Origin of the sequence: Vibrio sp. HA2012, from assembly GCF_002812955.1 — a bacterium.
Lineage (GTDB): Bacteria > Pseudomonadota > Gammaproteobacteria > Enterobacterales > Vibrionaceae > Vibrio.
In genome coordinates this window covers 413,781-439,202 of record NZ_PFXK01000003.1, presented here as the reverse complement: position 1 = coordinate 439,202, position 25,422 = coordinate 413,781, and the positions used below count along the sequence as shown (strand labels likewise).

General features: G+C 43.8%; 16 protein-coding genes. 7 read left to right on the top strand and 9 right to left on the bottom strand.

What is annotated here, in order from left to right; all coding sequences use genetic code 11:
* The first annotated feature begins 1,291 nt into the window (after positions 1 to 1,291).
* From CSW98_RS08105 to CSW98_RS08090, 4 genes are all read left to right on the top strand, one after another.
* Positions 1,292 to 2,509, top strand: coding sequence for a ParA family protein (locus CSW98_RS08105; protein WP_100799958.1), 1,218 nt, complete (start codon positions 1,292 to 1,294; stop codon positions 2,507 to 2,509).
* A 6-nt stretch (positions 2,510 to 2,515) separates the two neighbouring features.
* Positions 2,516 to 3,487 (top strand): ParB/RepB/Spo0J family partition protein, encoded by a 972-nt coding sequence (locus CSW98_RS08100; RefSeq protein ID WP_100799957.1) that lies wholly within the window; start codon positions 2,516 to 2,518, stop codon positions 3,485 to 3,487.
* A 132-nt stretch (positions 3,488 to 3,619) separates the two neighbouring features.
* Positions 3,620 to 5,671, top strand: a complete 2,052-nt coding sequence (locus CSW98_RS08095; RefSeq protein ID WP_198517314.1) for a tRNA(Met) cytidine acetyltransferase TmcA domain-containing protein — start codon at positions 3,620 to 3,622, stop codon at positions 5,669 to 5,671.
* Positions 5,672 to 5,795: 124 nt separating this feature from the next.
* Positions 5,796 to 7,481 (top strand): flagellar assembly protein A, encoded by a 1,686-nt coding sequence (locus CSW98_RS08090; protein ID WP_100799955.1) that lies wholly within the window; start codon positions 5,796 to 5,798, stop codon positions 7,479 to 7,481.
* A gap of 52 nt (positions 7,482 to 7,533) precedes the next feature.
* Here the strand turns inward: CSW98_RS08090 and CSW98_RS08085 are convergent, their stop codons facing one another.
* The 5 genes from CSW98_RS08085 to CSW98_RS08065 all read right to left on the bottom strand — a co-directional run bounded on the left by CSW98_RS08085 (position 7,534) and on the right by CSW98_RS08065 (position 14,067).
* On the bottom strand, positions 7,534 to 7,809 hold the full coding sequence (locus CSW98_RS08085) for a nitrogenase-stabilizing/protective protein NifW (protein ID WP_100799954.1): 276 nt from the start codon (positions 7,807 to 7,809) through the stop codon (positions 7,534 to 7,536).
* A 27-nt stretch (positions 7,810 to 7,836) separates the two neighbouring features.
* Positions 7,837 to 9,951, bottom strand: a complete 2,115-nt coding sequence (locus tag CSW98_RS08080) for a type I secretion system permease/ATPase (protein WP_100799953.1) — start codon at positions 9,949 to 9,951, stop codon at positions 7,837 to 7,839.
* Between the two features lie 36 nt (positions 9,952 to 9,987).
* A complete protein-coding gene (locus CSW98_RS08075) occupies positions 9,988 to 11,901 on the bottom strand; it encodes a bifunctional diguanylate cyclase/phosphodiesterase (protein WP_100799952.1) in 1,914 nt (637 codons plus the stop codon).
* On the bottom strand, positions 11,898 to 12,581 hold the full coding sequence (locus tag CSW98_RS08070; RefSeq protein ID WP_443083657.1) for a transglutaminase-like cysteine peptidase: 684 nt from the start codon (positions 12,579 to 12,581) through the stop codon (positions 11,898 to 11,900). Before CSW98_RS08070 ends, CSW98_RS08075 begins: the two co-directional genes overlap by 4 nt.
* Before the next feature lie 94 nt (positions 12,582 to 12,675).
* Entirely contained in the window at positions 12,676 to 14,067 is a 1,392-nt protein-coding gene (locus CSW98_RS08065) for an HlyD family type I secretion periplasmic adaptor subunit (protein ID WP_100799950.1), read from the bottom strand.
* A 165-nt stretch (positions 14,068 to 14,232) separates the two neighbouring features.
* Between CSW98_RS08065 and pdxH the strand changes: the two genes are divergently transcribed.
* Positions 14,233 to 14,868, top strand: a complete 636-nt coding sequence (gene pdxH / locus CSW98_RS08060) for a pyridoxamine 5'-phosphate oxidase (RefSeq protein WP_100799949.1) — start codon at positions 14,233 to 14,235, stop codon at positions 14,866 to 14,868.
* Positions 14,869 to 15,060: 192 nt separating this feature from the next.
* On the opposite strand, the gene CSW98_RS08055 is transcribed toward pdxH, so the two are convergent.
* Complete coding sequence (locus CSW98_RS08055) at positions 15,061 to 16,902, bottom strand: SUMF1/EgtB/PvdO family nonheme iron enzyme (RefSeq protein ID WP_100799948.1); 1,842 nt, start codon at positions 16,900 to 16,902, stop codon at positions 15,061 to 15,063.
* Positions 16,903 to 17,044: 142 nt separating this feature from the next.
* Positions 17,045 to 18,145, bottom strand: coding sequence for a PEGA domain-containing protein (locus CSW98_RS08050; RefSeq protein ID WP_100800050.1), 1,101 nt, complete (start codon positions 18,143 to 18,145; stop codon positions 17,045 to 17,047).
* Between the two features lie 797 nt (positions 18,146 to 18,942).
* Between CSW98_RS08050 and putP the strand changes: the two genes are divergently transcribed.
* Positions 18,943 to 20,433, top strand: a complete 1,491-nt coding sequence (gene putP / locus CSW98_RS08045) for a sodium/proline symporter PutP (protein WP_100800049.1) — start codon at positions 18,943 to 18,945, stop codon at positions 20,431 to 20,433.
* A gap of 247 nt (positions 20,434 to 20,680) precedes the next feature.
* Entirely contained in the window at positions 20,681 to 20,956 is a 276-nt protein-coding gene (locus CSW98_RS08040) for a hypothetical protein (protein WP_198517313.1), read from the top strand.
* A 108-nt stretch (positions 20,957 to 21,064) separates the two neighbouring features.
* Here CSW98_RS08040 and CSW98_RS08035 read toward each other — a convergent pair whose 3' ends face one another.
* Both CSW98_RS08035 and glgX read right to left on the bottom strand, forming a co-directional pair.
* The gene (locus CSW98_RS08035; protein ID WP_100799947.1) at positions 21,065 to 22,903 is read right to left on the bottom strand and encodes an ABC transporter ATP-binding protein; all 1,839 of its coding nucleotides are present in this window, start codon (positions 22,901 to 22,903) and stop codon (positions 21,065 to 21,067) included.
* Between the two features lie 254 nt (positions 22,904 to 23,157).
* Complete coding sequence (gene glgX, locus CSW98_RS08030) at positions 23,158 to 25,254, bottom strand: glycogen debranching protein GlgX (protein ID WP_100799946.1); 2,097 nt, start codon at positions 25,252 to 25,254, stop codon at positions 23,158 to 23,160.
* Between the last annotated feature and the right edge of the window lie 168 nt (positions 25,255 to 25,422).

Here is a 25,422-nt window from a genome sequence, read left to right as displayed (position 1 = left end):
TTGTGATCCATTTCTCATTAGCCGTAATATTGCTATCGTTCCAAAAGATTAAAGAAAAAAAGATCATAAATAAAGAGAAAAAAATTATTTTTTCTTTAACTGATCTTTTTGATTATTTTGATCTTTATTGATTATATGATCTATTGATCTGAGTGGTCTTTTTCTCGTATCTGATTGTTTTTAATAAGAAAAAAAATAACCTCTTCAGAAACATGATCAAGGATAGTTCAGAACGATGATCAATAACATTCTGCAAGCATGATCAATATAACTGGAATCGATGATCATGGTAGATCCGGAGAAATGATCAATGTTCTGATGGAGTGATGATCATGGTGGCTTAACAGCTTATCCACAGGCCATCGCTGAATTTTTGGATGATTGGACTGTAAATGATGTTTTTTTGCCAGCGGAACAATGATCAAGAAGAGTTATTTTTGTCTTCTTCGCTTTTCCTGATGCTTTTGTCACCAGTTTTATTTTGCCGCCTTTTTATCAGGGATGTCTGCTGAGTTGTCGGATTTTCCGTAACTATGATCAAGGGATACTGTATATGTTTTTTTGCCTTGTTGCTTACCTGAATCATAGAGTTATGCTCAGGAGAACTCCTGTATACCCCATTATATCTGGCATTGGCCGTAAGTTAGTGTTTTATTTCCATGCTTCCGGGAAATACTTTACCTTGATCATTGATCCGGAAATAAGATCCGGATCTGTTGTTTTTGTTTACTCTGTAAATGCCCTTGATCATGCTTCCTCTGTTTGGTTTATTCTCGGAAACATGATCAAGTGAACTTCTTGATCATGTTTCCGGTTATTTTAATTAGCGATAGCCTTTTTTTAGTTATGTATGATAAAAAATCGGTTTTCTGCTGTGCCGTATTTTTTTGTGATCTTTTATCGCTTGATTGATGTGAAAATAAGGATAGATTTTTATGCGTATCAGCGATTTCTTTTATTTAGCTGAGGGTAAACGCTCTATTTTTATTGGAATAACAACCACCGTAATTTGTCCTGTATTCATAATCGTTCCGGACTTCCCTGTCTGATAATAGTTTACAGTGTAAATAAGTGACACTGTAATATTTTAATAATAACCTGATCTACCGGTTAATAGTTATAAATTTTAATGAAATAATTTATGTGCTCAATGTCACTTTTTCAGCAATAACAAGTTAGATGTATTCTATGCTGTTTAATTACTCAATAATGCATGTTCAGCTTTTTATTGAAACTATAATAATTTGCTGTACAATCGGTTTTAGACCTAATCCTTATATGGAAATTAATAATGAAACGAGAGCAAACGATAGATAACCTCTACCAGCTTGCTGAACAGACAAAGCAAGTTCAGGCTGATCGTATAGAGATTGTTCTGGAAGAACGTAGTGATGATCATTTTCCTCCGATGTCTAAGGCATTGATGGAAACTCGCTCTGGACTGACTCGAAGAAAACTGGATGATGCGATCGCTAAGTTGGAAAATCAGGGTCATCAGTTTACAAAGAATAATGCTAATCACTATTCTATTTCCTTGTCTGAAGCTCACATGCTGATGAGTGCAGCTGGCGTTCCCAGTTTCTATGAGCGTAAAAAAGCAGCTCCGCATAAACCTTGGATCATCAATGTACAAAACCAAAAAGGTGGTACCGGAAAATCTATGTCAGCGGTTCACCTGGCGGCATGTCTGGCTCTTAACTTGGATAAACGCTATCGAATTTGCCTGATTGACCTTGATCCTCAGGGATCATTGCGATTATTCCTCAATCCTCAAATCAGTATTGAAGATCATGATAATATTTATTCTGCAGTAGATATTATGTTGGATAACGTACCTGAAGGTACTCAGGTTGACCGTGAATTTTTACATAAAAATGTATTGCTTCCGACTCAGTATCCTAACCTGAAAACGATTTCGGCATTTCCTGAAGATGCCATGTTTAATGCTGAGGCCTGGCAGCATCTTTCCAGGCATCAGTCGCTGGATATTGTCTGTTTGCTAAAAGAGAAGCTGATAGATCAGATTGCTGATGACTTTGATATCATTATGATCGATACCGGTCCGCATGTTGATCCTCTAGTCTGGAATGCAATGTATGCCTCAAACGCTTTGATTATTCCGTGTGCTGCTAAACGTCTGGACTGGGCTTCTACGGTTAACTTTTTTCAGCATTTACCAACAGTGTATGAGATGTTTCCTCCACACTGGAAAGGGCTGGAGTTTGTTCGCCTGATGCCGACTATGTTTGAAGATGATAATAAAAAGCAGCTCTCTGTTCTGACCGAAATGAATTATCTGCTGAATGATCAGGTCATGATGGCGACCATTCCAAGAAGCCGTGCATTTGAAACCTGTGCGGATACATACAGCACGGTTTTTGACCTGACTGTAAGTGATTTTGAAGGGGGTAAAAAGACTCTGGCAACGGCTCAGGATGCCGTACAGAAGAGCGCACTTGAACTGGAACGTGTACTGCACAGTCACTGGCCATCACTGAATCAGGAGTAATAGCAGATGGCACTAAAAACCTCTGAATTGAATGCAAAATTATTTGGAAAGGCGGACAAACGTCGTGCAACGACCCCGATGGAGGCTCAGTCAGCCGCCAAGGCTCGGGCCCAAATTATCGAACTGGCTGTGGCCGGAAAAGACGTGGTTGAGTTTGAGCTGGTTAAGATCCCTGCTCATGATGTAGAAACCCAAACGTGTGTATTTGCTGAAAATGCCCGTGAACAGTCTTTTCTTACAGAGCATGCTCTGTCGGATATTCTGGTTACGCTTAAAGAACGTGGTCAGCAATATCCCGCCGTTGGGAGAAAGATGGTTGATGGCAGGATTGAAGTTTTAGATGGCAGCCGCAGGCGTAAATCCTGCATTCTGTCCCAGCAAGATTTTTTAGTGTATGTTGCCGAGAATATTAATTCTGAACATGCAAAGTTCCTTTCTGATGTTGCTAACGCGCATAAGCCACTCTCTTTGTATGAACGAGGTAAAGAAATGCAGGCTAAACTGGACGCTGGTGAGGCAGCGGATCAAAAAGCGCTGGCACAGATGTTTCAGTGTAGCGAAGCGTTAGTGAGTGGAGCACTGAAAGCGGCTGCATTGCCATTAGAATTGTTACAGGCTTATCCTAATGTCAGTGATTTGGGGCGCCCAACTATCGTTAAACTGCATAAGCATTTTAGTGAACTGTCTCCCGAACACCAGTTAGCCGTGATCCGTAAGTGCAGAGAAGGTGACGGATTTGTCTGGCAACGCAGTAGTGCGCAGGGTGTGGCTCGTTTGACTAAAGATGTTTCGGAGCAACTGGAAAGCTGGATTCATGAGCTAACACCGCCTAAAGTTAATCAGATTGAGAAACATGAGTTGGTTAAAGGTCGTGCTACATATACCCGTAAAGGGGCAAATCTAGCCATCAGCCTGAAGAAAGTGGATGACGGTACGATGCAGGAAATTCTTTCTTTTCTGACATCTAGGTTGGGATGATTTTAATAAAATACGCCATGAAATATTGATTTACTATCGAAAGAGCCGCAATTTGCGGCTTTTTTGTATCTGTCTGCTATGCTGGCTGTGATACCATTTCCTCACTTTCAATCCAGTGAATTCCGATCAGCTATGAATGCCCCACTCCAGTTTTTAACTCGTTTATCTGCTTATGCCCGGCAGCAGAATTATCGTTTTGTTATACAACTTGATGGAACCTGGCAGTGGCAGTCTGATGTACTGATGCAGTTTATCCAGCAGGAAAAATATACCCGGGTACTTAAACTGGGAGGGTTACCGCTGCAGGGTATCAATACTCAGCCTTGCCACTTTGGAAGCCGGTTTCTGGGAATGGAACTGGATTGCCTGATCTACGATGACGCAGAAGGACTGGATGCGAATAGTTTGACAGCAGCTACAGGAGCTCTGGTTGGTGGTGGTCTATTGTTTTTATTATTTATGGACAAAAAAAGTTATTTTAGCCATTGGATAAATAGATCTTTCGAGACATACAGATTGAACCGATCTGCTTTTCTACTGACTGAAGGCGGAAAACTTCCTGAATTACCTTCAGTTTCAACAGTGATAACTGCTGGAGATAGTTATGCAGATCAGAAGAGAGCCATTGATGCTATTCGACACGTGGTCTCCGGACATCGTAAACGCCCTCTTGTTATCACAGCAGACCGGGGGCGAGGGAAAAGTAGTGCTCTGGGGCTAGCTTCAGCAGAGCTGATGAACAGCAAAAATATGCATATTATTATTACAGCTCCAGCCAGAAAATCGGTTGATTCTCTGTTTAAACATGCCCGGAGTGGGCTTACTAACCTGCAGAATGATTCACAAAATAAACTGCAAACTTGTCACTCCAGTTTGCGGTTTATCCCTCCTGATGAGCTATTGAAGGACAGAACTGAATGTGATTTGTTACTGGTTGATGAAGCATCATCAATACCGGTTCCTTTGCTACAGGCTTTAAGTCGTCATTACCACCGGGTAGTTTTTTCTACTACAGTGCATGGTTATGAAGGATGTGGAAGAGGATTTACTTTGAAGTTTACCCGCTGGCTGGATATCAACCGGCCGGGCTGGAATGCAGTTCATCTCACACAACCTATTCGCTGGCAGAAAGATGATCCTCTGGAAGACTGGATGTTTGAGGCATTTATACTGGATGCTGAAATGGAGGATTGTTTAACCGATGTCAGTATATCTGATCTGACATTTCGTCGTTTAGAGATATCCGAGCAACTGCTGCCGGCACAACTGAGAGATTGTTTTGCTTTGCTTGTTCAGGCTCATTATCAGACCTCACCTAATGATTTACTGCATATATTGACGGACCCTTCCATGCATCTTTTTCTTGCCCAGAGCGATAAGAAACAGATCACCGGCTGTATTTTGGTGACGGAAGAGGGGGGATTGGATGCTGGTCTTGCAAAACAGATTATGCATGGTGAGCGACGGCCTAAAGGTCAATTGATTGCAGGTACGATTGCCTGTCAGTTAGGTTATCAGGAAGGTGTGTTGCAGTCTGGTCTGCGTATTATGCGTATTGCAGTACATCCAGAATTACAGCAAAGAGGTATCGGTAGCTGGATGATTGAGCAGCTTCGGCAGCAGAAGGATGTCCGTTTTGACTATATGGCCACTAGTTTTGGTGTCACACCTGAGTTGTTGCGATTCTGGTCTGAAAATTCTTTTGTACCTCTGCGTTTAGGAGCTTCCCGGGATCATGCCAGCGGAACACATTCCTTATTAATGATTGACAGCTGTCAGTCACAACATTGGGTTACTGAATGCTATTCAGAATTTGCAGACCGTTTTTTTCCTCTATTGCCGGATATATTTTCTGATCTGGATCCTGTTTTAGTGCTTTCTCTGTTATCTGTATCCTCACCTTATTCATTTTCTTTGAAAAGCCGAGAGAGAACTTTACTGTACCGATACTGTCAGGGGACATGTTTGTATGAAAGTGTCTTACCCTATGCACGAAAATTGGCATTGAGTTTGCTTATTAATAAAAAGAACATCAATCTAGATGATGTTCAGGTTACAGTCACTAAATTGTTGCAATCCCGGAGCTGGAAAGAGGTCAGTGCATTATGTCTGCTTACGGGGCGAAAACAGTCGGAGCAGCAACTGAGAAAAGAAATTCAGCAGTTATTGGAATTTACAGTGTAAATCGATGCTCAATTTTACACTGTAAATTGAAAAGTGATGAGGGTTGGATAACTCGCTATCTGGTGAGCTATTTTATACGAAATTAGATAGACTTAAGTTCGGGTTGCATTCAGTAGGGGTCGGTATGTGGAAGGAACTGGTTCGTCTTTCAGATGATGGTAAACGTGTTATTGCACAGGTTCAGGCTGGTGAAGAAGTTAGTCAGCATCTAACTAGTGACGGACTTAGCCGACAGCTTGGCGTACTGGGGGTGAGCAGCTTTTTCCTTGATGATGAGGCTGTAACAAGTTTTGTTAATGCGGCTAAGGAAGGGAGTGCTGCGGCTTATGAAGGAATGGTTGTTGCTTCTCAGTTGAATGCTCAGGTTCAGGTTATTCTGTCAGATCACGATATGCTCGCCAGTATGGATATAACTGGGGCGTATGGCGGACGTGGGATTAATGGCCCCGAAGTACTACAGGCTTTGGCCGAAGCAAAAGTCCTCAAAGGTATTAATAAATTGGCACTGAAGAAAGTGCTTGCTGTGAGTAAGGAACTGGCTCCCGGTGAGAAGTTTACCCAACCGGTTGCTCTGGGTATCTATCCGGTACCGGGAAAAGATGCCCAGTTTATTCCGCAGATCCCGGATGTGAATAAGCAGGTTTTAGCACCACAGACAACTAACAGTAAGACTGGTAAAGTGGATATGCGTAATTTGGGTGAAACGATTACAGTCGAAGCCAATGAGCCGTTAATGAAACGAATTCCCGCAACAAAAGGTACACCGGGGTTCACCGTTTTAGGCCATATGATCGCACCTAAACCCGGGCATGATACGGTATTAAAAGCCGGTAAGGGTTCTGCTATTGACAGTAATGATCCCAATCTATTGATTGCTGAGCAACCGGGGATGCCAATCATTAAAAATAACAGTGTTGACGTTGACCCCGCACTGTGTTTGACCAAGGTTGATGCAACAACCGGTCACGTTAAGTTTAAAGGTAGTGTCGTTATTTCCGGTAATGTTGAGCCAGGAATGATCGTCAGAGCAACTGGTTCGATTACTATTGGAGGCTTTATCGAATCTGCTGATGTTCAGGCTCAGGAAGACATTGTTGTCGGACAAGGTATTATTGGCCATGCTGTTGATGATGATCAGGAGAGGGCCTGTCTGGTGAAGACAAACGGCAGTATCAGAACTAAGTATGCTCAGTACACTGTGCTTCAGGCTGCTAAAGATATTGAAATGGAAATCCATAGCCTGAGCAATGAAATTAAGTGTGGCGGGGATCTGACAGTATGTGATTCAGCAGATAAGCAGGGAACCCTGAGTGGTGGTCGAGCTATTGTGGCAGGTAAGGTTGTTTGTGTTAATTTGGGTGTTGAAGGGGATACGGCAACTTATGTGCAGGCATTTTCCCGTTATGATAAATATCGTGAACAATTAAATACGCTTCGGGACAATTACAAAACGGCTCAGGATGAAACAATGAAAGTTGTTCGTGCTGAGATTAATCTGAAGAAAAAGCCTAAGGCTGAGCGTACCCAAGACGAAATCGATCATATAGAGAAGCTGAAGCTTGATAGTGCCCAGATTATGGAACTGGCAAAGGCTAAAATGGAACGGGCAGAACATGAACTCGAATACCTGCTCAAGGAAAATCTGGTTCAGGCGCGGAGTAAAGTCTATACCCGGGTTACTGTTCAGTTTGGCGATGAAATAGTAATAACTAAACGGGAACATGCAGCATGTACATTTAGTTTTGATCAGTACCGGATTAAGTGTCGTTCTATGGTTGAAGGTGTGGAAGCCGATAGTGAAGACGCCTAGAGGCTCTTTTATAGACGGTTAACCCTATACAGAATAACAGGTGTTTTACCTTTTACCGACGTTGGCATGAAGTACATCCCCTGCAGGCTGAGCGTGAATGAGGATCTAAGCGACTACGCTGTACTTTGCAATATGCATTTTTTAAGGCCCGGCGAGCGGAAAACCAGTTATCCGGTTTTTCAAGTAGTAGGTAGCCGTTAAAGCGTTTTATCAACGGCATACGGTAGTCCTCAATGAAGCGACTGTCATAGTCTATCTCGAAATACTCCAACGCTTGTTCTATTGAAGTAAAATCCGTAATAATTTTCTTAATCTCTTTTTCACTCATAGCGATTATTTCCGGTGGCAAAAAATACTAGCCCATAATGTTTACTGTGCCATTTTTCAATGATTCCAGCACCTGTTCTTTTGAGCCGTCAGCAATGATTGTGCCTTTTTCCAGCAGGATCAACCTGTCAACAACATCGATCATAGACATTTTATGAGTGATCAGAATAAGGGTTTCGTGCTTTCTCATCTGTTTCAGCTGGTGTTTAATATGCAGTTCAGTTCGGTTATCCATTGCACTGGTTGGCTCATCCATTAAGAGTACCGGAGGTCTGCCCAGCATTGCCCGTGCAATAGCAACAGATTGACGTTGTCCCCCGGAAAGCAGCATTCCGCCTTCCCCGACCTGTCTTTCCAGCCCGGCGGGATCTTGCTGGGTGAACGATGTTACGCCAGCCCTGCTGGCTGCATCCATGACAGCTCTATCGTCAGCTAAGGGCTTGCCCAGCATAATATTTTCACGAATTGAACCAAAAAAAAGAATGCTCTCTTGAGGGACACAGCCAATATTTCTACGGACATCAATATGATGTAGCTGATTAATGTCGGTATCATCAATACGTATATACCCTTCTTTGGGTTGGTAAAGACCCATAATCAGTCGTTCTAATGTTGTTTTCCCTGACCCGACGCGACCTATGATAGCTACTTTTTCTCCTGGATTAATTTTCAGACTCAAATCCCGGATAGAAGCGGAAGATGAACCCGGGTAGTGGAATGTGACTTTATCCAGCTCTATTTTTCCGTGGATGATTGGTCTGTGAATATAGCGCTTTCCTTCCTCTTGCTCATCCGGCATTGCCATGAGTTGTCCGATAATCGTCATAGAGGATTTTGCCTGATTATAGCGGACGGACAGTAATGAAAGCTGAACCAGAGGGGCTATTGCCCGGCTACTGAGCATAGTTGCTGCGATCAGTCCCCCCATTGTAAGTTGGCCGTCTGCGATTAGATAGACTCCGAGTATAATCATTCCGACACTGCAGGACTGCTGAACGAAGCTGGCCATTGCCTGAATAGTATTGCTGATTTTATGGCTTTTGATATTCCAGTCTGCCATATGGGCAACAGCTTCTTCCCAGCGGAACTGAAACCGGGAAGCGGCTCCGAACAGTTTCACGGACTCCAGCCCAGCCAGACTTTCGATCAGGTTGGCGTACTTTTGTGAAGCCAGTCTAGAGCCTTCCTCAATACTCTGTTTCAATGGTTCCTGAATAAATAATGCATGTACAATTAATACCAAAGAACCTGCCAGAGGGATAAATACCATATCACCGGTTAACAGCCAGATGATGATGAGAAACATTACTGCAAAAGGCAAGTCTATAAGTGCTGAAATGGTTGCAGAAGTGAAAAACTCCCGAATAGATTCAAATTCTTGTAAGTGGCGGGCAAAGGCTCCGACAGAAGGGGGACGACTTTCCATCCTTATTCCCATTATTTTACTGAATAGTCGTGATGAAATGATGATGTCAGATTTTTTTCCTGCTATATCAATAAAATAACTTCTCAGTGATTTCAGAATAAAATCGAAAATAAAGATTACAAACACACCGGATGCCAGTACCCAGAGAGATTCAAAAGCCAGGTTAGGAACTACTTTATCATAGACAATTCGGGTAAATAGCGGAGCTGAAATAGCAAACAGATTGATCAGCAGTGAAGCGATTAGCACATCCCGATAAATACGGTGTGAGTCCAGTATCGTTCCCCAGAACCAATGTTTGTGGTGGGTTTTTAGTATTTCAGGAGAGCGCTCATCATAGCGGAACTGTTTTTTTACCAGAAAATACCGGCCGATATACTGGTTTTCCAGTTCTTTGAGCGGTAGAGATATCGGGGTCAGATGAGAATCAACCGTAACCACTTCTGTTTCCTGCTTACTTTCATCAATACTGAGAAGAACACAGGAATCACCGCCTTTTAATAATAAAACAGCGGGAAGAATTAACGTGGAAATTTTAGTTAATGGTGAACGATTTTCTGTCGCAATCAAACCGGCTCGCTCTGCTGAACGCGGAAACAGAAAAGGTGTCAGACGCCCGTCGGCCAGGGGCAACCCGTTGACCAGTGCTTCCGGTGAATTCGCCAGTCCGTAATAACGACTGATATAAACCAGAGATGTGAGCAAGGGATCGAGCATATGTCTGCAACCTTTTTCCTGTTATGTTCTTAATCTTTATTGTTTATCAACGATAAACCCTTGGAAAACTTCAATAAAGTGCTCTGATAAAAAGTCCAGCTGTGCCTGAGTTTCTACTCGTGAAGCAATGGTTGTTATACCCAGATTATGTGCTGTTCGGGAAATTGACGTTAAGGTATAGCGCTGTTTTTCATCTTCAATCTGATGGGTGTAGAGATAATCTAATTTAACGTAATGCGGTCTGAATTCATTTACATAATCAAGGGAATGGAAATGTCTGCCGTAGTTGTCTACCCCAAATTTTGCTCCACTGGCCGTAATGGCATTACACAATAGTGCCGTATGATGCTGGTGATGGATAAAACACAGCTCTGGGATTTCAAAATGCAATTTGTTGCTTACTGTTTTATGCTTGCTGAGCTCTTTGGTTAGCCAGCGGATAAAGCTTGGAGCGGATACACTACTGACAGTCAGGTTGATGGCCAGAACATCTTCAATGATGCCTTGTTCCAGTTTGTCTATCATGTTTGAGATGACGTATTGGTCGAAAATATATCCGGCATTGAGTTGTTCCAGTGCAAACAGATACTGGTTCGCAGTATAGCGTTCACCATCCATCTCTATGGCTGAGAAGACTTCTTTATGGAATATTGCACCATGTACATCATTAGCTGACTGGAATTTGAAGTGAATGGTATGGCTATGCATCGCTTCTTCCACCAGTGCTCTCCATTGCTGTTTTCCCAGTGTTGTCCGGCTGTCCTGCTCGGTGATGATTCCGAAGTGATTTTCCGGAGAAGAGTGAGCCAGAGAAACTGCGTTATCCATCAGAGAAAGAATCTCTCCACAGCCTTTAGGGCCGGTGTTATATACTACCCCGAGGATGCTTTCATCCGGTAATATACCAGCAGGATTGGTGCAGATAGTTTTGGTTTGGCAAACAATATCTTCTGCAACGACTCTCAGATCTTCTTCGCTGATATTGGGGAAAATAAAACCAAATTCTTCTGTGCTGATGCGGGCAATGGTCGCTTCATGTGAGCTGTCGGAGGCCTTGAGTTGATTTGCCAGTTCCTGTACTAGACGATCACCGTTTTCGTAGCCGTGTGTATCGTAGGCATCTTTAATGAATTTTGCTTGCAGCAGGGCGACACCACCGACAGCAGATTCATTCAGCCATTGATTCAACTGACTTAAAAAGAAAGAGCGGTTACCTAACTGGGATACGGGATCCATATAGGCGCGTTCCCGCAGTTTTTGTGCTTCTTGAGCCTGTGTCTGGAAATTTTTCTCAATTTGGCGGGACATAGCATTGATCCCGTCGACAACTGGAATGAGATCCTTAGTATTGGGTTGTGTCAGCGGTTCTCCAAATTTATTTTCAGCAATATCTTTCATCTTTCTGATGATAAGGCTCAATGGCCGCAGAGAACGTTTCAGCATCAGGGCAATCAACAGAAGGCCTGCCAGAATAGCCAGTGCAAATGCGATGATAAGATTGATAAGCGCATCCCAAAGCTGTTCATAGGCATCACCGGGGTGGCTGACGATTTCTATTTCGGCCAGTTGTAGCCAGCCACTGGTAATGATGCGCTGATCGTGTTGTTTAGTCAGAAAATTAAGGTCGATAAACCATTGCGGAACACTATGGGCAACAACCTTATAGGTGCGGACAATTTCTTTGTCATTATCAAGAAAATTGAGTTTGACGACGGAGTAGGAACTACCGTCAAACAGAGCATTGATTACCGATTCCGCAGCAACATAGTCATGTTTTTCCAGATAAGGAGCGAGAGCCAGTCCAACGGTATTGATGGTATTATTCATTTCTGAACGCTGTTGCTGCTCGAGAAAGTTAAGGGTCGTGGTGAACTCATTGGTTAGTACAGATCCAATAAGAAGCAAGAACACGGTTAACATTCCCGCTACAAGTTTGTTATATAATGTCATTTTGTCTTCTCAAAATATTCGTCGAGATTGACCACTGGTATATTCAGGGTCAGTGCATCTTTACGTGACCGCAATTCGTTCCATAAGCTTAAACGGGAAGATTTACCCGCGAGCTTACCGCCGGTTTTCTCTTTCATCAGCCATAGGTTTTGGCCGTTAAAACTATAAATTGGCAGCAGATCCGGCCGCTGGCTGGCCGGAAGGATCACTGGATTGATGTTATCCAGAACTAATGGTACTGAGCTGGGTTTGGCGTAATAGGTTAAAACCATATGGAACTCATTCAGTTTTATTGCCTTAACGTATGCCAGCCGGAGTTTTTGATCTGAGACACCCAGCTCTAGCAGGGAAAAATATTTAGATATGGTGAAATCTTCACAATCACCGCCATAGGCGCCAAGAAATTCCAAAGGAGTTGCCCAGTAATCCTTCTTTCCCCACAGATAGATATCATTTACGAAGTTCATTCCGTTGAAGAAGCGGTTTACTTCTGTCAGCTTGTCTATTTCAGAGGTAGCTGTCAGCCCGTCGATCATTTCCCGCCAGGTTTGTACCCGTTGTCCGGAATTACCTCCATATGCAGCCTGAACAGCATCTATCCAGCGCTGTTCCTGAGAATTAAGTGCAACTGAAGCCATAGACAATACCAGCAGACACACAAGGAGTATCCCTTTGTTTATCATAAAACAGATACCCTGATAAAATTGTCTAACATCTGCAAAAGGTGATTAATTAATGGCGACGAAGCAGGTTTGGGGCATATTACATTCATCCTTATTCTCTTAATGCTGTGTATCGTGCTGTTATAATAGGCTTTAATATATAGTCTAGTACAGTTCGTTTTCCTGTGATGATATCAACAGAGGTGGTCATTCCGGGAATGATAGGCAATTCACCACGGCTGCCAAACTGATGGTCATCAGTTCGGATCCGAACCAGATAAAAGCTGTTTCCTTCTTCATCCTGAATCGTATCAGCACTGATATGTTCCAGCATTCCTTCCAGCCCACCGTAGCGAGTAAAATCATAGGCACTGAACTTGACGATAGCCGGAAGACCCGGGCGCAGAAAGGCGATGTCCTGCGGAGCAATTTTAGCTTCTATTAGCAGAGTATCTTCTGTCGGAACAATCTCAACCAGATCCATACCTGGCTGGATGACGCCACCAACGGTATTTGTATAGAGTTTTTTTATGGTACCGGTGACTGGTGAAATAACGGTTGTCCGGTTTACTCTGTCTTGTAGTCCGACTGCGGACTCGGTCAGTGCAGACAACCTGTCCTGATCCTGATTCAGTTTTTCCTGTTGCTCGGAACGAAACTTCAGAGCAGCATTGATCCGGTTGAACATAGCTTCACGTATTGCGGCATTGATGACAGGGATTTTTAACCGGGCAGAGGTAAGTTCCCGATGGGTATCATTTAATTGACGTTGAAGTTTCAGCAATTCGATTTTAGGTACAATACCTTCTTTGGCCAGTGGTTCTGTGATTTCCAGCTCTTTTGCTGCAAAATCATAACCAATTTTGAGATTAGCAACTCTGGCCTTTACTTCGATAAGATCCTGTTGTTTCTGTTTGACCTGCTGACTGAGAAGGGATAGTTGGTTCTGCAGGTTTTCCAGATCCTGACGATATTCGGCAGTTTGTCTCTGAACTAGTGAGGATTGTGTTTGTAGCAAAGAGGAAGGAAATTCCAGTTTACGGAAATTTAGCTTTATGCTGTTTTCCCAGTTCTCCGTATCAACATTTTCTTTTATTTCAACACTGGCTATAGATGCTGACAATTGTAAAACATGGGCGGTCAGGTTGGCGACCTGTTGCTCTCTTTCCCTAAAATCAGAACGGAAACGGGTATCATCGATTAAGATCAGTGGCTGGTTTTCTTTTACCTGTTCTCCTTCCCGAACCAGAATTTGCTTTACCAGTCCGCCTTCTAGGTTTTGTACCACCTGAAGCTGGGAAGAGGGAATAACTTTACCTATTCCGACGGTGACCTTATCTATTTTAGCCTGGGATGCCCAACCGATTGCCGCGATGACAAAGCAGACGATAACCCAGAGCAGAATTCTTGCACTGGTTGGTGTATTCATCAGTAAGGCGGCAGTTTTGTCGTCTATGTAATCGAGTTCTGTTTTGCTGAGCTTTTTATATTGTTGGCGGCTCATGAGCATTTCCCGTCTGACGACCGTGCGGTTATGCAGGGCTATTAGTATAAGTCTATGCACAGATAGCTAAGATTGCGAAAAACAGTTCCCGGAGTTATTGTTTAATTGTGCTTGTGTTACGTCGTATGACAGCGCAAAATCGGGAAAAAATTCTGAGGAGTAGAAATGGAACTGTCTGATATACGCAGGGAATATACGAAGGGTGGCTTACGCAGACAAGATCTTAAGTCTGATCCCATTGAGCAGTTTAACCTTTGGTTGCAACAGGCAATTGATGCAAAACTGGCTGATCCTACTGCGATGACGGTCGCAACAGTAAGCCGGGAAGGGCAGCCATCTCAGCGTATCGTATTGTTAAAGCATGTGGACGAGAGAGGGTTTGTATTTTATACCAACCTTGGTAGTCGTAAAGCTGAGGAAATAGGCGAAAATAGTAAAGTGAGTCTTCACTTCCCCTGGCATCCGTTAGAAAGACAGGTGCATATAACAGGAACGGCTGAAAAGCTGACGGCACTGGAAAATATGAAGTATTTTTCATCCCGGCCTAAAGAGAGCCAGTTGGCTGCTTGGGCAAGTAAACAGAGCAGCCGTATCTCAGCTCGTGGTGTTCTTGAAGGCAAGTTTTTGGAATTAAAGAATAAATTTGCAAAAGGTGAGATCCCTGTCCCGTCATTTTGGGGAGGATTTCGTATTCGTCCTGAAACCATCGAATTCTGGCAGGGGGGGGAACATCGTTTGCACGATCGCTTTTTGTTTACCCGTGATGATGAGCAGTGGAGTATTGAGCGGCTGGCTCCTTAGTGGTTTGCCTGTGTCAGGCTTTTTATCTTTATTTGTTTTAAGCGTAAGAGCCTTGAGCAGGATTGGTTGATGCAGCGTTGAGTGCGGCATCTGTTACACAGCATAACGGTTTTGTTTCGATATAGACCTGTTATAAAGAAAAGGCCTTCTGTCATACAGAAGGCCTTTTCATAAAGCCAATGAGTCTTGTATTTAAAGCTCTCTTAATATCCGGAAACCAACATAATTAGAAGCTGTATTAGGGTCCTGAAATAATCGGCTTGCTGAGGATGCCTGATTGGGTGAAAAGCTCCAGGAGCCACCTTTGGTCACACCGCGAGTGTCACTAGTCCATTCCCATACGTTTCCTGCTACATCGTATAAACCAAAGCTGTTGGGCGGAAAACTTTTTACTGGGGATGTACTGTTATTCGACCACTTTGTTCCGCCCCAGCCAGTATTCGCATTGCCGGTACCAAAATTATCTCCCCACCAGTAGGTAGTTTGAGTTCCTGCTCTGGCTGCGATTTCCCATTCATCCTCTGTCGGAAGACGATAGGCAAAACCTGTTTCCTTCGACAGCCACCGGGTATATGCCTTAGCATCATTATGGCTCAGACAAACAGCAGGTGAATCAACGGTTTGCTTAAAGCCTGGATTACGCCAGTAGCTGTCCGGAACTGGAATTACCTGTGAGTTATTGACGGTAGTGCAGAGTTTCTGCAGTTCAGCATCGGTTTGATATCCAGTACTGCTTACAAAAATTTCAAATTGAGACACGGTAATGGGTGTTGCTGACAAGGCATAAGCTTTAGCCATATTGACCTGTTTTGCAGCATGTTCACCGATCAGGTATTGACCGGAACCAATCACTACCATTTCCGGTGCTTTAACGTTACTTTGCAGTGCGTCGGCAAAGACTCGTCCTGAATGCGGGAGGTTTTCTTCTTCCCTCAGTACGGCTCTCAACGTATGGTCACCCGTAATTTTCAGCTCCTGATGGAATGAACGGTATCCTTCTTTTTCTACAGTGATCATATGTGCTCCAACCGGGAGCATAATATCGACTGGGGTATTACCGTAGCTGACTCCATCAATGGATACTCGATCCTGATATTGATTCGAGTGAATGGTTAACGTTACCCATGGAATTTCTTTTTTCTGGCTATCTTCAGCCGGATTTTTACCCTCGGCAAAACAGTACTGAGAGTCAATATCTAATAGTTTACAAGGGGTATTTTTAGCCGGACGGGCTTCAAGGGTAACTTCCATTACAGTTTGATGCTTGTTCTGATCATAGAATTTGGAAACGGAAGTCTTATTTCCCAGAACATGAATATTTAGTGATGTGGTTCCAAGGTGTGCTTTAGCGACAGCAGACTCAGTTGTCTCGGCGATCAGCACATCCTGAAATTGCCCAACCGCTTTTTGTGTTGCCAGACTTTTTGTTTGTTCCCGGCATTGACCCAGTGTCATGGTCGGTTTACACGTGTTGGTGAAGCTGACGGAAATCTGTTTTTGCTGGTTTAGTTCTGCACGGATCCTTTCTGCCCGTGCTCGAAGTTTTCGTTGTTCTAGCTGTTCTTGCTCAGTATTTATATGTTTTAGTTTTGCTTCCCGTTGACTCAGTTCAGCATACATTTCCTGAATGCTGTGTTCAGCTTCCAGCCGTTCTTGCTGATTCTGTTTTACCTCCGCCCAGGCACTTTGATAAGCTCCCTGGCTCGGGCGAATATCAAAATCCGGTTCATCTAGAACACGTTTATAATCGCGATCCAGTGTTTTTCGGGTTTGGTTCAGTTTCTGATCCAGCTGTTCTGCAACCTTTTCCAGACGAGACTGATTTTCCTGAGCCAGGCGGATGGAATCTTTTTTATCGGCTACTTCTTTAGAAGCGGCTTCCATCTCCGTACGTTTGGTAAAGAGAGCATCGTCGATGCTTTGTACCATTTCTACGGGTGCATTTTCTACAGGTGTATCATCGGCCGCCATCGAAGGAGCCAGAGCAAAGCATGGTGCTAGTGCTATCAGTAGTGCAGGTAGTCCTTGTCGCATCGTCGTAATACTACTTTATTGATTAATCGGGCAATTGTTTATTCTATACGAAAACGCCACTTTGTCAGAATATCGTCAAAAGATAAATAGACAAAATGGCGTTTTAAGATCAAGTTTATGATTTTTGGCAACTAAATCAAAGTCAGCCTTCTTTGTTCGGCATAAGTTTTACCCAAACAGTATCATTACTGTTGATCGAAATCACGCGATTGTATGTTTCGTAACCATCTTTTGATACGGTTACCTGATGTCGCCCTGTGGGCAGAACGATTTCAACCGGGGTACTGCCGTATTTTACGCCATCGATAGTCACAGCATCATTGTACTGATCGGAACGAACAGTGACATTAGCCCACTGTTTGTCTTTATCTTTTCTTGACTGTACCTGACCTTTAAGACAATAGCGAGACTCAACATTCAGCAGGCTACAGGCTGCAGCCAATTCGGGTTTAGCCTGTAACTGTGCCTGCATCTGGGTCGAATATGTGTTATCTCCGGAAAAACCACTTTTGATAATCTGGCTTTCCTGAACATGGATGTTCAATTGAACACCTTCAAGGTTTTGTCTGGCGAGAGTTGATTCAGTCAAGCTGGAAAGAAGTTTATCTTTGAATGTTTTCACCGCTTTCTGTTTGGTCAGATATTTACCCTGACTAACGCATTCACCCAATGTCATGGTTGTTGAACAGGTGGTCGTGTAGCTGGTTTCCAGTACATCACTCTCTCTTAGTTCTGCGCTGATACGCTTAACACGAGCATCTATTCGCGACTCTTTCAGGTTTTCAAATTCGTTAACGAAACGGGCTTTCTTCTGTTTGATCTGTGAAAGACGCATTTCGCTTTCTGTGATGTTCTGGCGATTGGTCAGTGTGTCTGACTGGTTGTCTTTCACCGCTTTCCATGCATCCTGATATTGTTTCTGAAAGCTGCTCAGATCCGTTTCAGGGTCATCAAGCAGACGAGCGTATTGTTTATCCAGTGTGGACTTTGAGCGATTACGTTTCGCTTCCAGTTCACCTGCTTCTCGTTGTAATGCATCCTGATTCTGCTGAAGTTGTTTTAATGTCGCCGACTCAGAAGCATATTCCTCGTTTACGGCGTCTATGTCTGCCTTCTTCTGGTCAATCTTCGCATCAATTGCGACAACGGGGTCTACTTGCTGTAGTTCCTCTGCCGAGATAGATGCCGATAGCCAGAAAGGCGTTAGCGCAAGCATAAGCGCTGGGATACGGCGTTTGATCATAAGTCCCTGCATTGTATTTCGAAATTAAAAATCAATCCTTTACCGGAGGGCTTTTCATCGACTAAAGGTATGAAGCGTCAAGCCACTCAGTTTCAGGAGATAAAAATTAAAATAATAAATAATAACAGCCAGATAGTGTTGCTTGATAGCCAAGATCCAGCGACATTACTATTCATTGTAATGTGAGTTACCTCATCCGAATAGAGCTTATCATCTTTAATATGATAAATGTGATATTAATCGCCAAATTGAGCTATGAAAAATATTTTTTACACAGAGATATCAATCAGGTAGGTTTTTATTCCATGTATGTCAGTACGTTTTTATGTGTATTGACCATTTGTGGCCTGTTCATGGGTTCTGATATCAGACAGACAGTAGCCGTAACTTATTCGCTCTTGATCATTGTTCCGTAAACATGGCAAGCACAGGTTACTTTTGACAAATGTTTCTCTGGTGCTCAGAATATGCCCCCCTTTAATTCAGATCCTGCTACCCGGGAACGGATGCTTTGATTGTATGATGCAGACAGAAGAAAAGGAAAGGTTGCAGATAACAGAAGTGCCGTTCATCTCTTTATTTGCAGGTTATTCTAAAACGCTATGACATCAACGACCCCGGATTATGAGGTCGGTATATAGCAAACACAACCTTGATCATGTTTCCGGAATAACAAGAACTGATTTGGGAAACAGACAAGAAACCGGGCGAATAGCAAAGGAGCGCTGTTCGCTGCAGTCTCATTCTGCCGTTGTTTACGAGCAGAAGAAGAATAAAAGTAAGAGGATATTTTAATGATAGGGAATAGCTTAGCTATTACAGCAACGTTTGTTGCTTATTTAGCCGTTATGCTTGCGATTGGTTACTGGGCGTATCAGCGTACCATTAATTCCAGTGATTATTTTTTGGGGGGAAGAACATTAGGCCCTTGGCCTGCTGCACTTTCTGCCGGTGCATCAGATATGAGTGGCTGGTTGCTGCTGGGACTACCCGGTTACGCTTATGCTGCCGGAATTGAATCATTTTGGTTGGCAGGGGGACTGCTGGTGGGGACATGGGCTAACTGGCTTGTTAGTGCTAAGCGTTTACGGACTTATAGTATTACCACCGATGCCCTGACCATTCCGGAGTTTTTATCGCGTCGTTTTAATGACAGTTCAAAAATGATTCAGATTATTTCTGCATTTTTTATTCTGTTGTTCTTCCTTTTTTATACCAGCTCAGGATTAGTTGCCGGAGGAAAGCTGTTTGAAACCGTGTTTGGTCTTGATTACAGCATTGCTTTGGTTATCGGTACAGTATGTATTGTTTCTTATACCCTGTTCGGTGGCTTTTTGGCCGTATCTTGGACGGATCTGGTTCAGGGGCTGCTGATGGCCGCGGCATTGCTGATTGTTCCGATTGCATCTATGCAGGGGGGCTTTACACAACTGAGTACGGATTTATCTGCTGTGAATCCGGAGCTGCTGACGCTTTGGAACGATTCTAAAGGTGAGCCGTTAAGTGCAATTGCTATCATTTCTTTGTTGGCATGGGGGCTGGGGTATTTTGGGCAGCCACATATTCTGGCTCGTTTTAAGGCGTCTCGTACTAACCGGGAGTTGACGACAGCCCGTCGGATTGCTGTTATCTGGACGGGAATTTCTATGTTTGGAGCCATTTTGGTTGGTTTGGTTGGTTTATTATATGTGACAAACCATCCGCATATTCAGCTTGCTGATGGTGAGAAAATATTTATGCTACTGGTTAATGCGGTGTTTCACCCAGTTATTGCTGGTATTTTACTGGCGGCAATTTTGGCGGCTATTATGAGTACGGCAGATTCCCAGCTATTAGTTTCATCATCTGCTCTGGCAGAAGATTTTTATAAGCAACTGGTGAAGAAAGAGGCATCTTCTGAGGATATTGTTAAAGTAGGACGTTATGGGGTTATAGCCCTGTCAGTTGTTGCCTGTCTGCTGGCCGTGAATCCTGACAGTTCCGTACTTGGTTTAGTTTCCTATGCCTGGGCAGGGTTCGGTGCTGCATTTGGTCCGGCAATGGTATTGAGTCTGTACTGGTCAAGGATGAACCGTTACGGTGCTCTTGCCGGGATTCTGGTTGGGGGGACAACTATTGTTATCTGGAAACAATTAAGTGGGGGCTGGTTCGATGTATATGAAATCGTACCCGGGATCATCCTCTCAACGCTGGCGATTCTGCTTGTTAGTGTATTGACTCCGGCTCCGGATGATAAGGTAGCAGATGATTTTTCTGATTTTCAGAAAAAGCTGAAAGAGCTTGATTAACAAATAGTTAACAATGAACTTTATTGATGAAACCCTCTATGGTCTTGATAGACGATAGAGGGTTTTTTGATGTGATCTACATCCCGTTTTGGGTTTTTATTTGCTGGAGAAGCAGGATTTTTACACAAAAAACACGTTTTTTCTGAGAATTACTCTTATTATTTGAAGCGTCAATTATTTCTTTATGAGCTTAACCGACATTTACTTAGAGCCCATATATCCAGTTGTGAGATAAAGGAGTTCCCTCATGCCAGATCTGTACTGCGAAGTATGCAAAAAAGTGACACCCCATAAGTCTGTGATGCGTCGTAGTCCTGAGGTAGAACAGGTTTCATTGACTCAGAAACTGGCTCGGATCACCAATAGTCTCTTTTCCGGAAAAAATCATTATAAACTGGAACAGCAACATTTCTGCCGTTACTGTAATTGTCAGACAGTGACGTCCTCTGAACGGGGAAAAAAACCGACAAACAAGGAGACAGCCCTGATGGTAAAGGGCGAACCTGAGCAGGTCGGAGCTTGAGTCTCTGCTCTTCCCGGTTCTTACAGTAAAGAAACCCGGCTTAATCTGATTAAGCCGGGTTTTTTGCTATTTACAGTGTAAAGCTAACGCTCTGGAGGATAGGTAAACTTAGTTTTCATCACAACAGATGAACCCTCCGGTCTGGTGCTGCCAGAGGTGAGCATAGATCCCGTTACCGTGGATCAGTTCCTGATGGGTTCCCTGTTCAACAATCTGCCCTTTATCCAGTACGATCAATTTATCCATAGCAGCAATGGTGGATAGACGATGAGCAATCGCAATGACGGTTTTACCTTCCATCAGTTCATTCAGACTTTCCTGAATAGCGGCTTCCACTTCAGAGTCCAGTGCTGAGGTGGCTTCATCCAGAATGAGCAGGGGAGCATCTTTCAGCAGAACTCGGGAGATGGCGACGCGTTGTCGCTGGCCTCCGGAAAGTTTGACTCCCCGCTCCCCAACCTGGGCGTCATAACCGATATTACCGTAAGGATCATTCAGTAACTCAATAAATTCATGCGCATGAGCCTGTTTTGTTGCTCTGAGAAGTTCTTCTTCAGATGCATCCGGGTTTCCATAGAGGATATTTTCTCTGATAGAGCGGTGCAGAAGAGAGGTATCCTGAGTAACCATTCCGATATTACTACGCAGGGAGTCTTGTGTAACGTCAGAGATAGCCTGCCCGTCAATTTTGATTTGTCCTTCTTCTACGTCATGAAAGCGTAGCAAAAGGTTTACCAGTGTAGATTTTCCTGCCCCGGAGCGGCCGACCAGTCCGACTTTCTCACCCGGTTTTATATGCAGATTAAGATTGCTGATAATTCCTTTATCTTTATCACCATAATGGAAGCTGACGTTATCGAATTCAATACTGCCCTGTGTAACTTGCAGTGGCTGAGCTTTGGGTTTGTCCTGAATACTGATTGGTCTGGATAGGGTAGACATCCCGTCCATTACAGTACCCATATTTTCAAACAGTCCGCCAATTTCCCACATAATCCATTTCGACATACCGTTAATACGTAAAGCAAGGCTCATGGCTATTGCAATGGCTCCTACGGTAATGGCACTGTGCATCCAGAGCAGGATGGAGCTAGAAATGATACTGAACAGAAGCAGATAGTTGGCTATCTCAACACTAACATTGAAGCCGGTAACCAGACGCATTTGCCGGTGTACAGTATCCAGAAACTGATCCATACCTTCTTCCGCATACTGAGTCTCTCTTTTACTGTGGGAGAACAGTTTAACCGTTGCAATATTGGTGTAGCTATCTACGATACGTCCGGTCATTGTGGAACGGGCATCTGCCTGCTCCGAAGATACGGCCTTAAGCTTCGGCACAAAATAGAACTGGATACAGATATAAGCTGCCAGCCAGACCAGCATCGGCATCATCAGACGCCAGTCTGCCTGTGCCAACATTACCAGAATGGCTGTAAAATAGACGGATACATACACAAATACATCCAGCAATTTCATTACCGTTTCACGAACGGCCAGCGCCGTTTGCATGACTTTGGTTGCTATTCGTCCGGCAAACTCATCCTGATAGAAAGACAGACTTTGTTTCAACAGGTAGCGGTGTGCAAGCCAGCGGATAGACATGGGATAGTTACCCAGCAGGCTCTGATGGATAACCAGTGAGTAGGTGATAACCAGCGCAGGCATAATCACCAGCAACAGAATACCCAGTCCCCAGAGTGTGGTACTGTTTTCCTGCAAAAATGTTTCCGGATCATGGCTGGACAGCCAGTCAACCAGTTGTCCCATGAAACCAAACAGAGAAACTTCGATGATGGCAACTATAGTGCTGAGTAATGCCATAAGCAGTAATGGCTTTTCAAACCCCCGGGTGTAGTGGCGGCAAAAAGCCAGCAATCCTTTCGGAGGCTGACAGGGGTCTTGTTGGGGGAAAGCCTGAGTCAGACCTTCAAACAATTTATACATACATCGTCCTATTATTGTTATCCCGGAGTGAGTGACAGTATTTACTCGGACTACAAAGAAATATGGTGTACCGGAGCCTGTCGTGTTCATGTTGAGCAAGAACAACCTGAGAAGAATATCAGGCGGGATTTTGAGAACACATTACAACATGCTTATGCAAAAACAACCAGTCCCGCGTACCTTATACCGAGGTTCTTAATCCTGAAGTTGCTTCGGTATAAGGCATGCGAGAGTTGGTTCGAGTCAGCAGAAATCTAGTGCTGAGGGCTTTGGGTGAGGGATTTATTTCTTAGTATACCCAGAAAGGATTTGCCTTTTTTCTTCTCATTTCTTTTGTTTTCGGGAATATCTTTTGTGCCGGTTTCTTCTTGTTCTTCCGAGGCTACCACTGGTGGTTTTGTGGAGGCATGCAGGATAGCCATAGAGGCAGGGGCTAGTTGCATGTCATTAATGACCTGATCGCTGATGTTATCTCGCAGGTTTGTGTCACAAATGGTCATCCACTGCTGATTTTTGTCTGATGGAAGCTTGAAACGTGCAGTGGCACTGGATTGGTTGATCAGGTAGATCAGTTCATCACCATCTTGGTCGATACCAAGATGCAGTGCTACTGCATTGAGCTGGTTCCAGTCATCATGTTCCATATGCTTGCCATCAGGACGCCGCCAGCCAACCCGGTTTTGGTTGCGCTGTTCACCACTAAAAGCTCTGATAAATGGTGTCATATAGATTTTCCGGGCAGCAATGACTTCGCTTAGCCAACGTTGGAAATCATGTTTCAGATCTGATTCTGACCAATTGAGCCAACTTAGTTCGTTATCCTGACAGTACGCATTATTATTGCCGTTTTGTGTATGCGATAAGGTGTCAACGGTGAGAATATGAGGAATACCAAAGGAGAACAGCAGGCTTGCCATAAAATTACGTTTTTGCTTTTCTCTGACTGCAATAATCATCATATTGGCGGTTTTTCCCTCTTCACCATAATTGTCAGAACGGTTATCACCATGGCCGTCGTGGTTATTCTCTCCATTAGCTTCATTATGTTTGTGCTTGTAGGAAACCAGATCCTGAAGCGTAAAACCATCGTGATAAGTAATGTAATTGACTGTCAGTTTTTGCGGCCACCGGCTGGCACTGTAGAGATCCCTGGATCCCATTAAACGAGTGGCAAACTCTTTCAGAAAACCGCTGTCTCCGCGCCAGAAACTGCGGGTAATATCGCGAAATTTGTCGTTACATTCGTTCCAGCCATCCGGGAATCCGCCAACCTGATATCCGTTTGGTCCAATGTCCCAGGGTTCGGCTATCAGTTTAATTTCTTTGAGCACAGGATCTTGTGCGACAGATTTAAAGAAAGCGGAGTGGTAATTAAACTGATCCCCATTACGTCCCAGAGTTGCAGCCAGATCAAAGCGGAATCCGTCAACATGAAACTCCTGAACCCAATAACGCAGAGAGTCCATGACCAGATTAAGTGTGGCCTGATGGGTCAGATCCAGAGTATTTCCGCAACCAGCAAAATTGGCAAAATGCTCTCCATGGCGAATATAGTATCTGGAGTCCAACTCTTTCAGGTTAAAGACGGGACCGCCGGTTCCCCCTTCGGCTGTGTGGTTGTAAACCACATCCAGAATGACTTCTATGCCATGCCTGTGTAGCTCTCTGATAGCGGTTTTCAGCTCAATAACTGCATCGCGTTTGGCATATCTTGGATCCGGAACCATAAACAGAAACGGGTTATATCCCCAGTAATTGACTCTGTCCTGTTTCAGCAGGTGTTCTTCATGCATGCATGCAGCGATAGGAAGTAATTGCAGGGTATTGATATTCTGCGCTTTATAGAACGCCAGCATAGGGGCACTGACCAGCCCCAGATAATGTCCCTGCTGCGATGACGTGACTTCCGGGTGCAGTTTAGTTAACCCTTTGACATGGGTTTCGAACAGAACCGTTTCTTCACGGGGAATGCGTGGTGGATGGGTATCCTGCCAGTCAAACCGGTTATCGGTTACCACACATTTACTGATCTCCCAACCTTTTTCCGGGGTGAATGGCGGCTTATAGTATAAGGGCTTATCTAAAGCCCGGGCATAAGGATCAGAAAGCAGAAGAGAACCATTTTGGGTTTCTACCTTGTAGCCATACTTCTGCCCCGCCACTACGCCCTCGATATAGGTATGACGGCTTCCGGCATAATTTCCTTCAAGTTCGTGAACGGTAAACTCATCGTTTTCACCGAAAAGCACCAGCACAATATCATTATGGTGAGGTGCATAAATCGAAAAATTGCATCCACTACTATCTAACGTAGCGCCCAGTGGATAAGGGCGTGAGTACGAATGATTCATTTTTATATGTTCTGGTTCGGTATCATTTTGAATTTAGTATATTCTGAACTCTAAGTAAAAGCTCTAGTAGTAGAAAGATCAACCTCCTTTTTCTGCGTGGAATAAAAATATAATTAAAATATTACACAGAGAAATGAACATGAAAATTTGATGACAGTAACATTTTTC

Bases quoted from the DNA above. Each gene is read 5' to 3' on its own strand.
- CSW98_RS08105 (WP_100799958.1), top strand. From the start codon at position 1,292: ATGAAACGAGAGCAAACGATAGATAACCTCTACCAGCTTGCTGAACAG.
- CSW98_RS08100 (WP_100799957.1), top strand. From the start codon at position 2,516: ATGGCACTAAAAACCTCTGAATTGAATGCAAAATTATTTGGAAAGGCG.
- CSW98_RS08095 (WP_198517314.1), top strand. From the start codon at position 3,620: ATGAATGCCCCACTCCAGTTTTTAACTCGTTTATCTGCTTATGCCCGG.
- CSW98_RS08090 (WP_100799955.1), top strand. From the start codon at position 5,796: ATGTGGAAGGAACTGGTTCGTCTTTCAGATGATGGTAAACGTGTTATT.
- CSW98_RS08085 (WP_100799954.1), bottom strand. From the start codon at position 7,809: ATGAGTGAAAAAGAGATTAAGAAAATTATTACGGATTTTACTTCAATA.
- CSW98_RS08080 (WP_100799953.1), bottom strand. From the start codon at position 9,951: ATGCTCGATCCCTTGCTCACATCTCTGGTTTATATCAGTCGTTATTAC.
- CSW98_RS08075 (WP_100799952.1), bottom strand. From the start codon at position 11,901: ATGACATTATATAACAAACTTGTAGCGGGAATGTTAACCGTGTTCTTG.
- CSW98_RS08065 (WP_100799950.1), bottom strand. From the start codon at position 14,067: ATGAGCCGCCAACAATATAAAAAGCTCAGCAAAACAGAACTCGATTAC.
- pdxH (WP_100799949.1), top strand. From the start codon at position 14,233: ATGGAACTGTCTGATATACGCAGGGAATATACGAAGGGTGGCTTACGC.
- CSW98_RS08055 (WP_100799948.1), bottom strand. From the start codon at position 16,902: ATGCGACAAGGACTACCTGCACTACTGATAGCACTAGCACCATGCTTT.
- CSW98_RS08050 (WP_100800050.1), bottom strand. From the start codon at position 18,145: ATGATCAAACGCCGTATCCCAGCGCTTATGCTTGCGCTAACGCCTTTC.
- CSW98_RS08040 (WP_198517313.1), top strand. From the start codon at position 20,681: ATGCCAGATCTGTACTGCGAAGTATGCAAAAAAGTGACACCCCATAAG.
- CSW98_RS08035 (WP_100799947.1), bottom strand. From the start codon at position 22,903: ATGTATAAATTGTTTGAAGGTCTGACTCAGGCTTTCCCCCAACAAGAC.
- glgX (WP_100799946.1), bottom strand. From the start codon at position 25,254: ATGAATCATTCGTACTCACGCCCTTATCCACTGGGCGCTACGTTAGAT.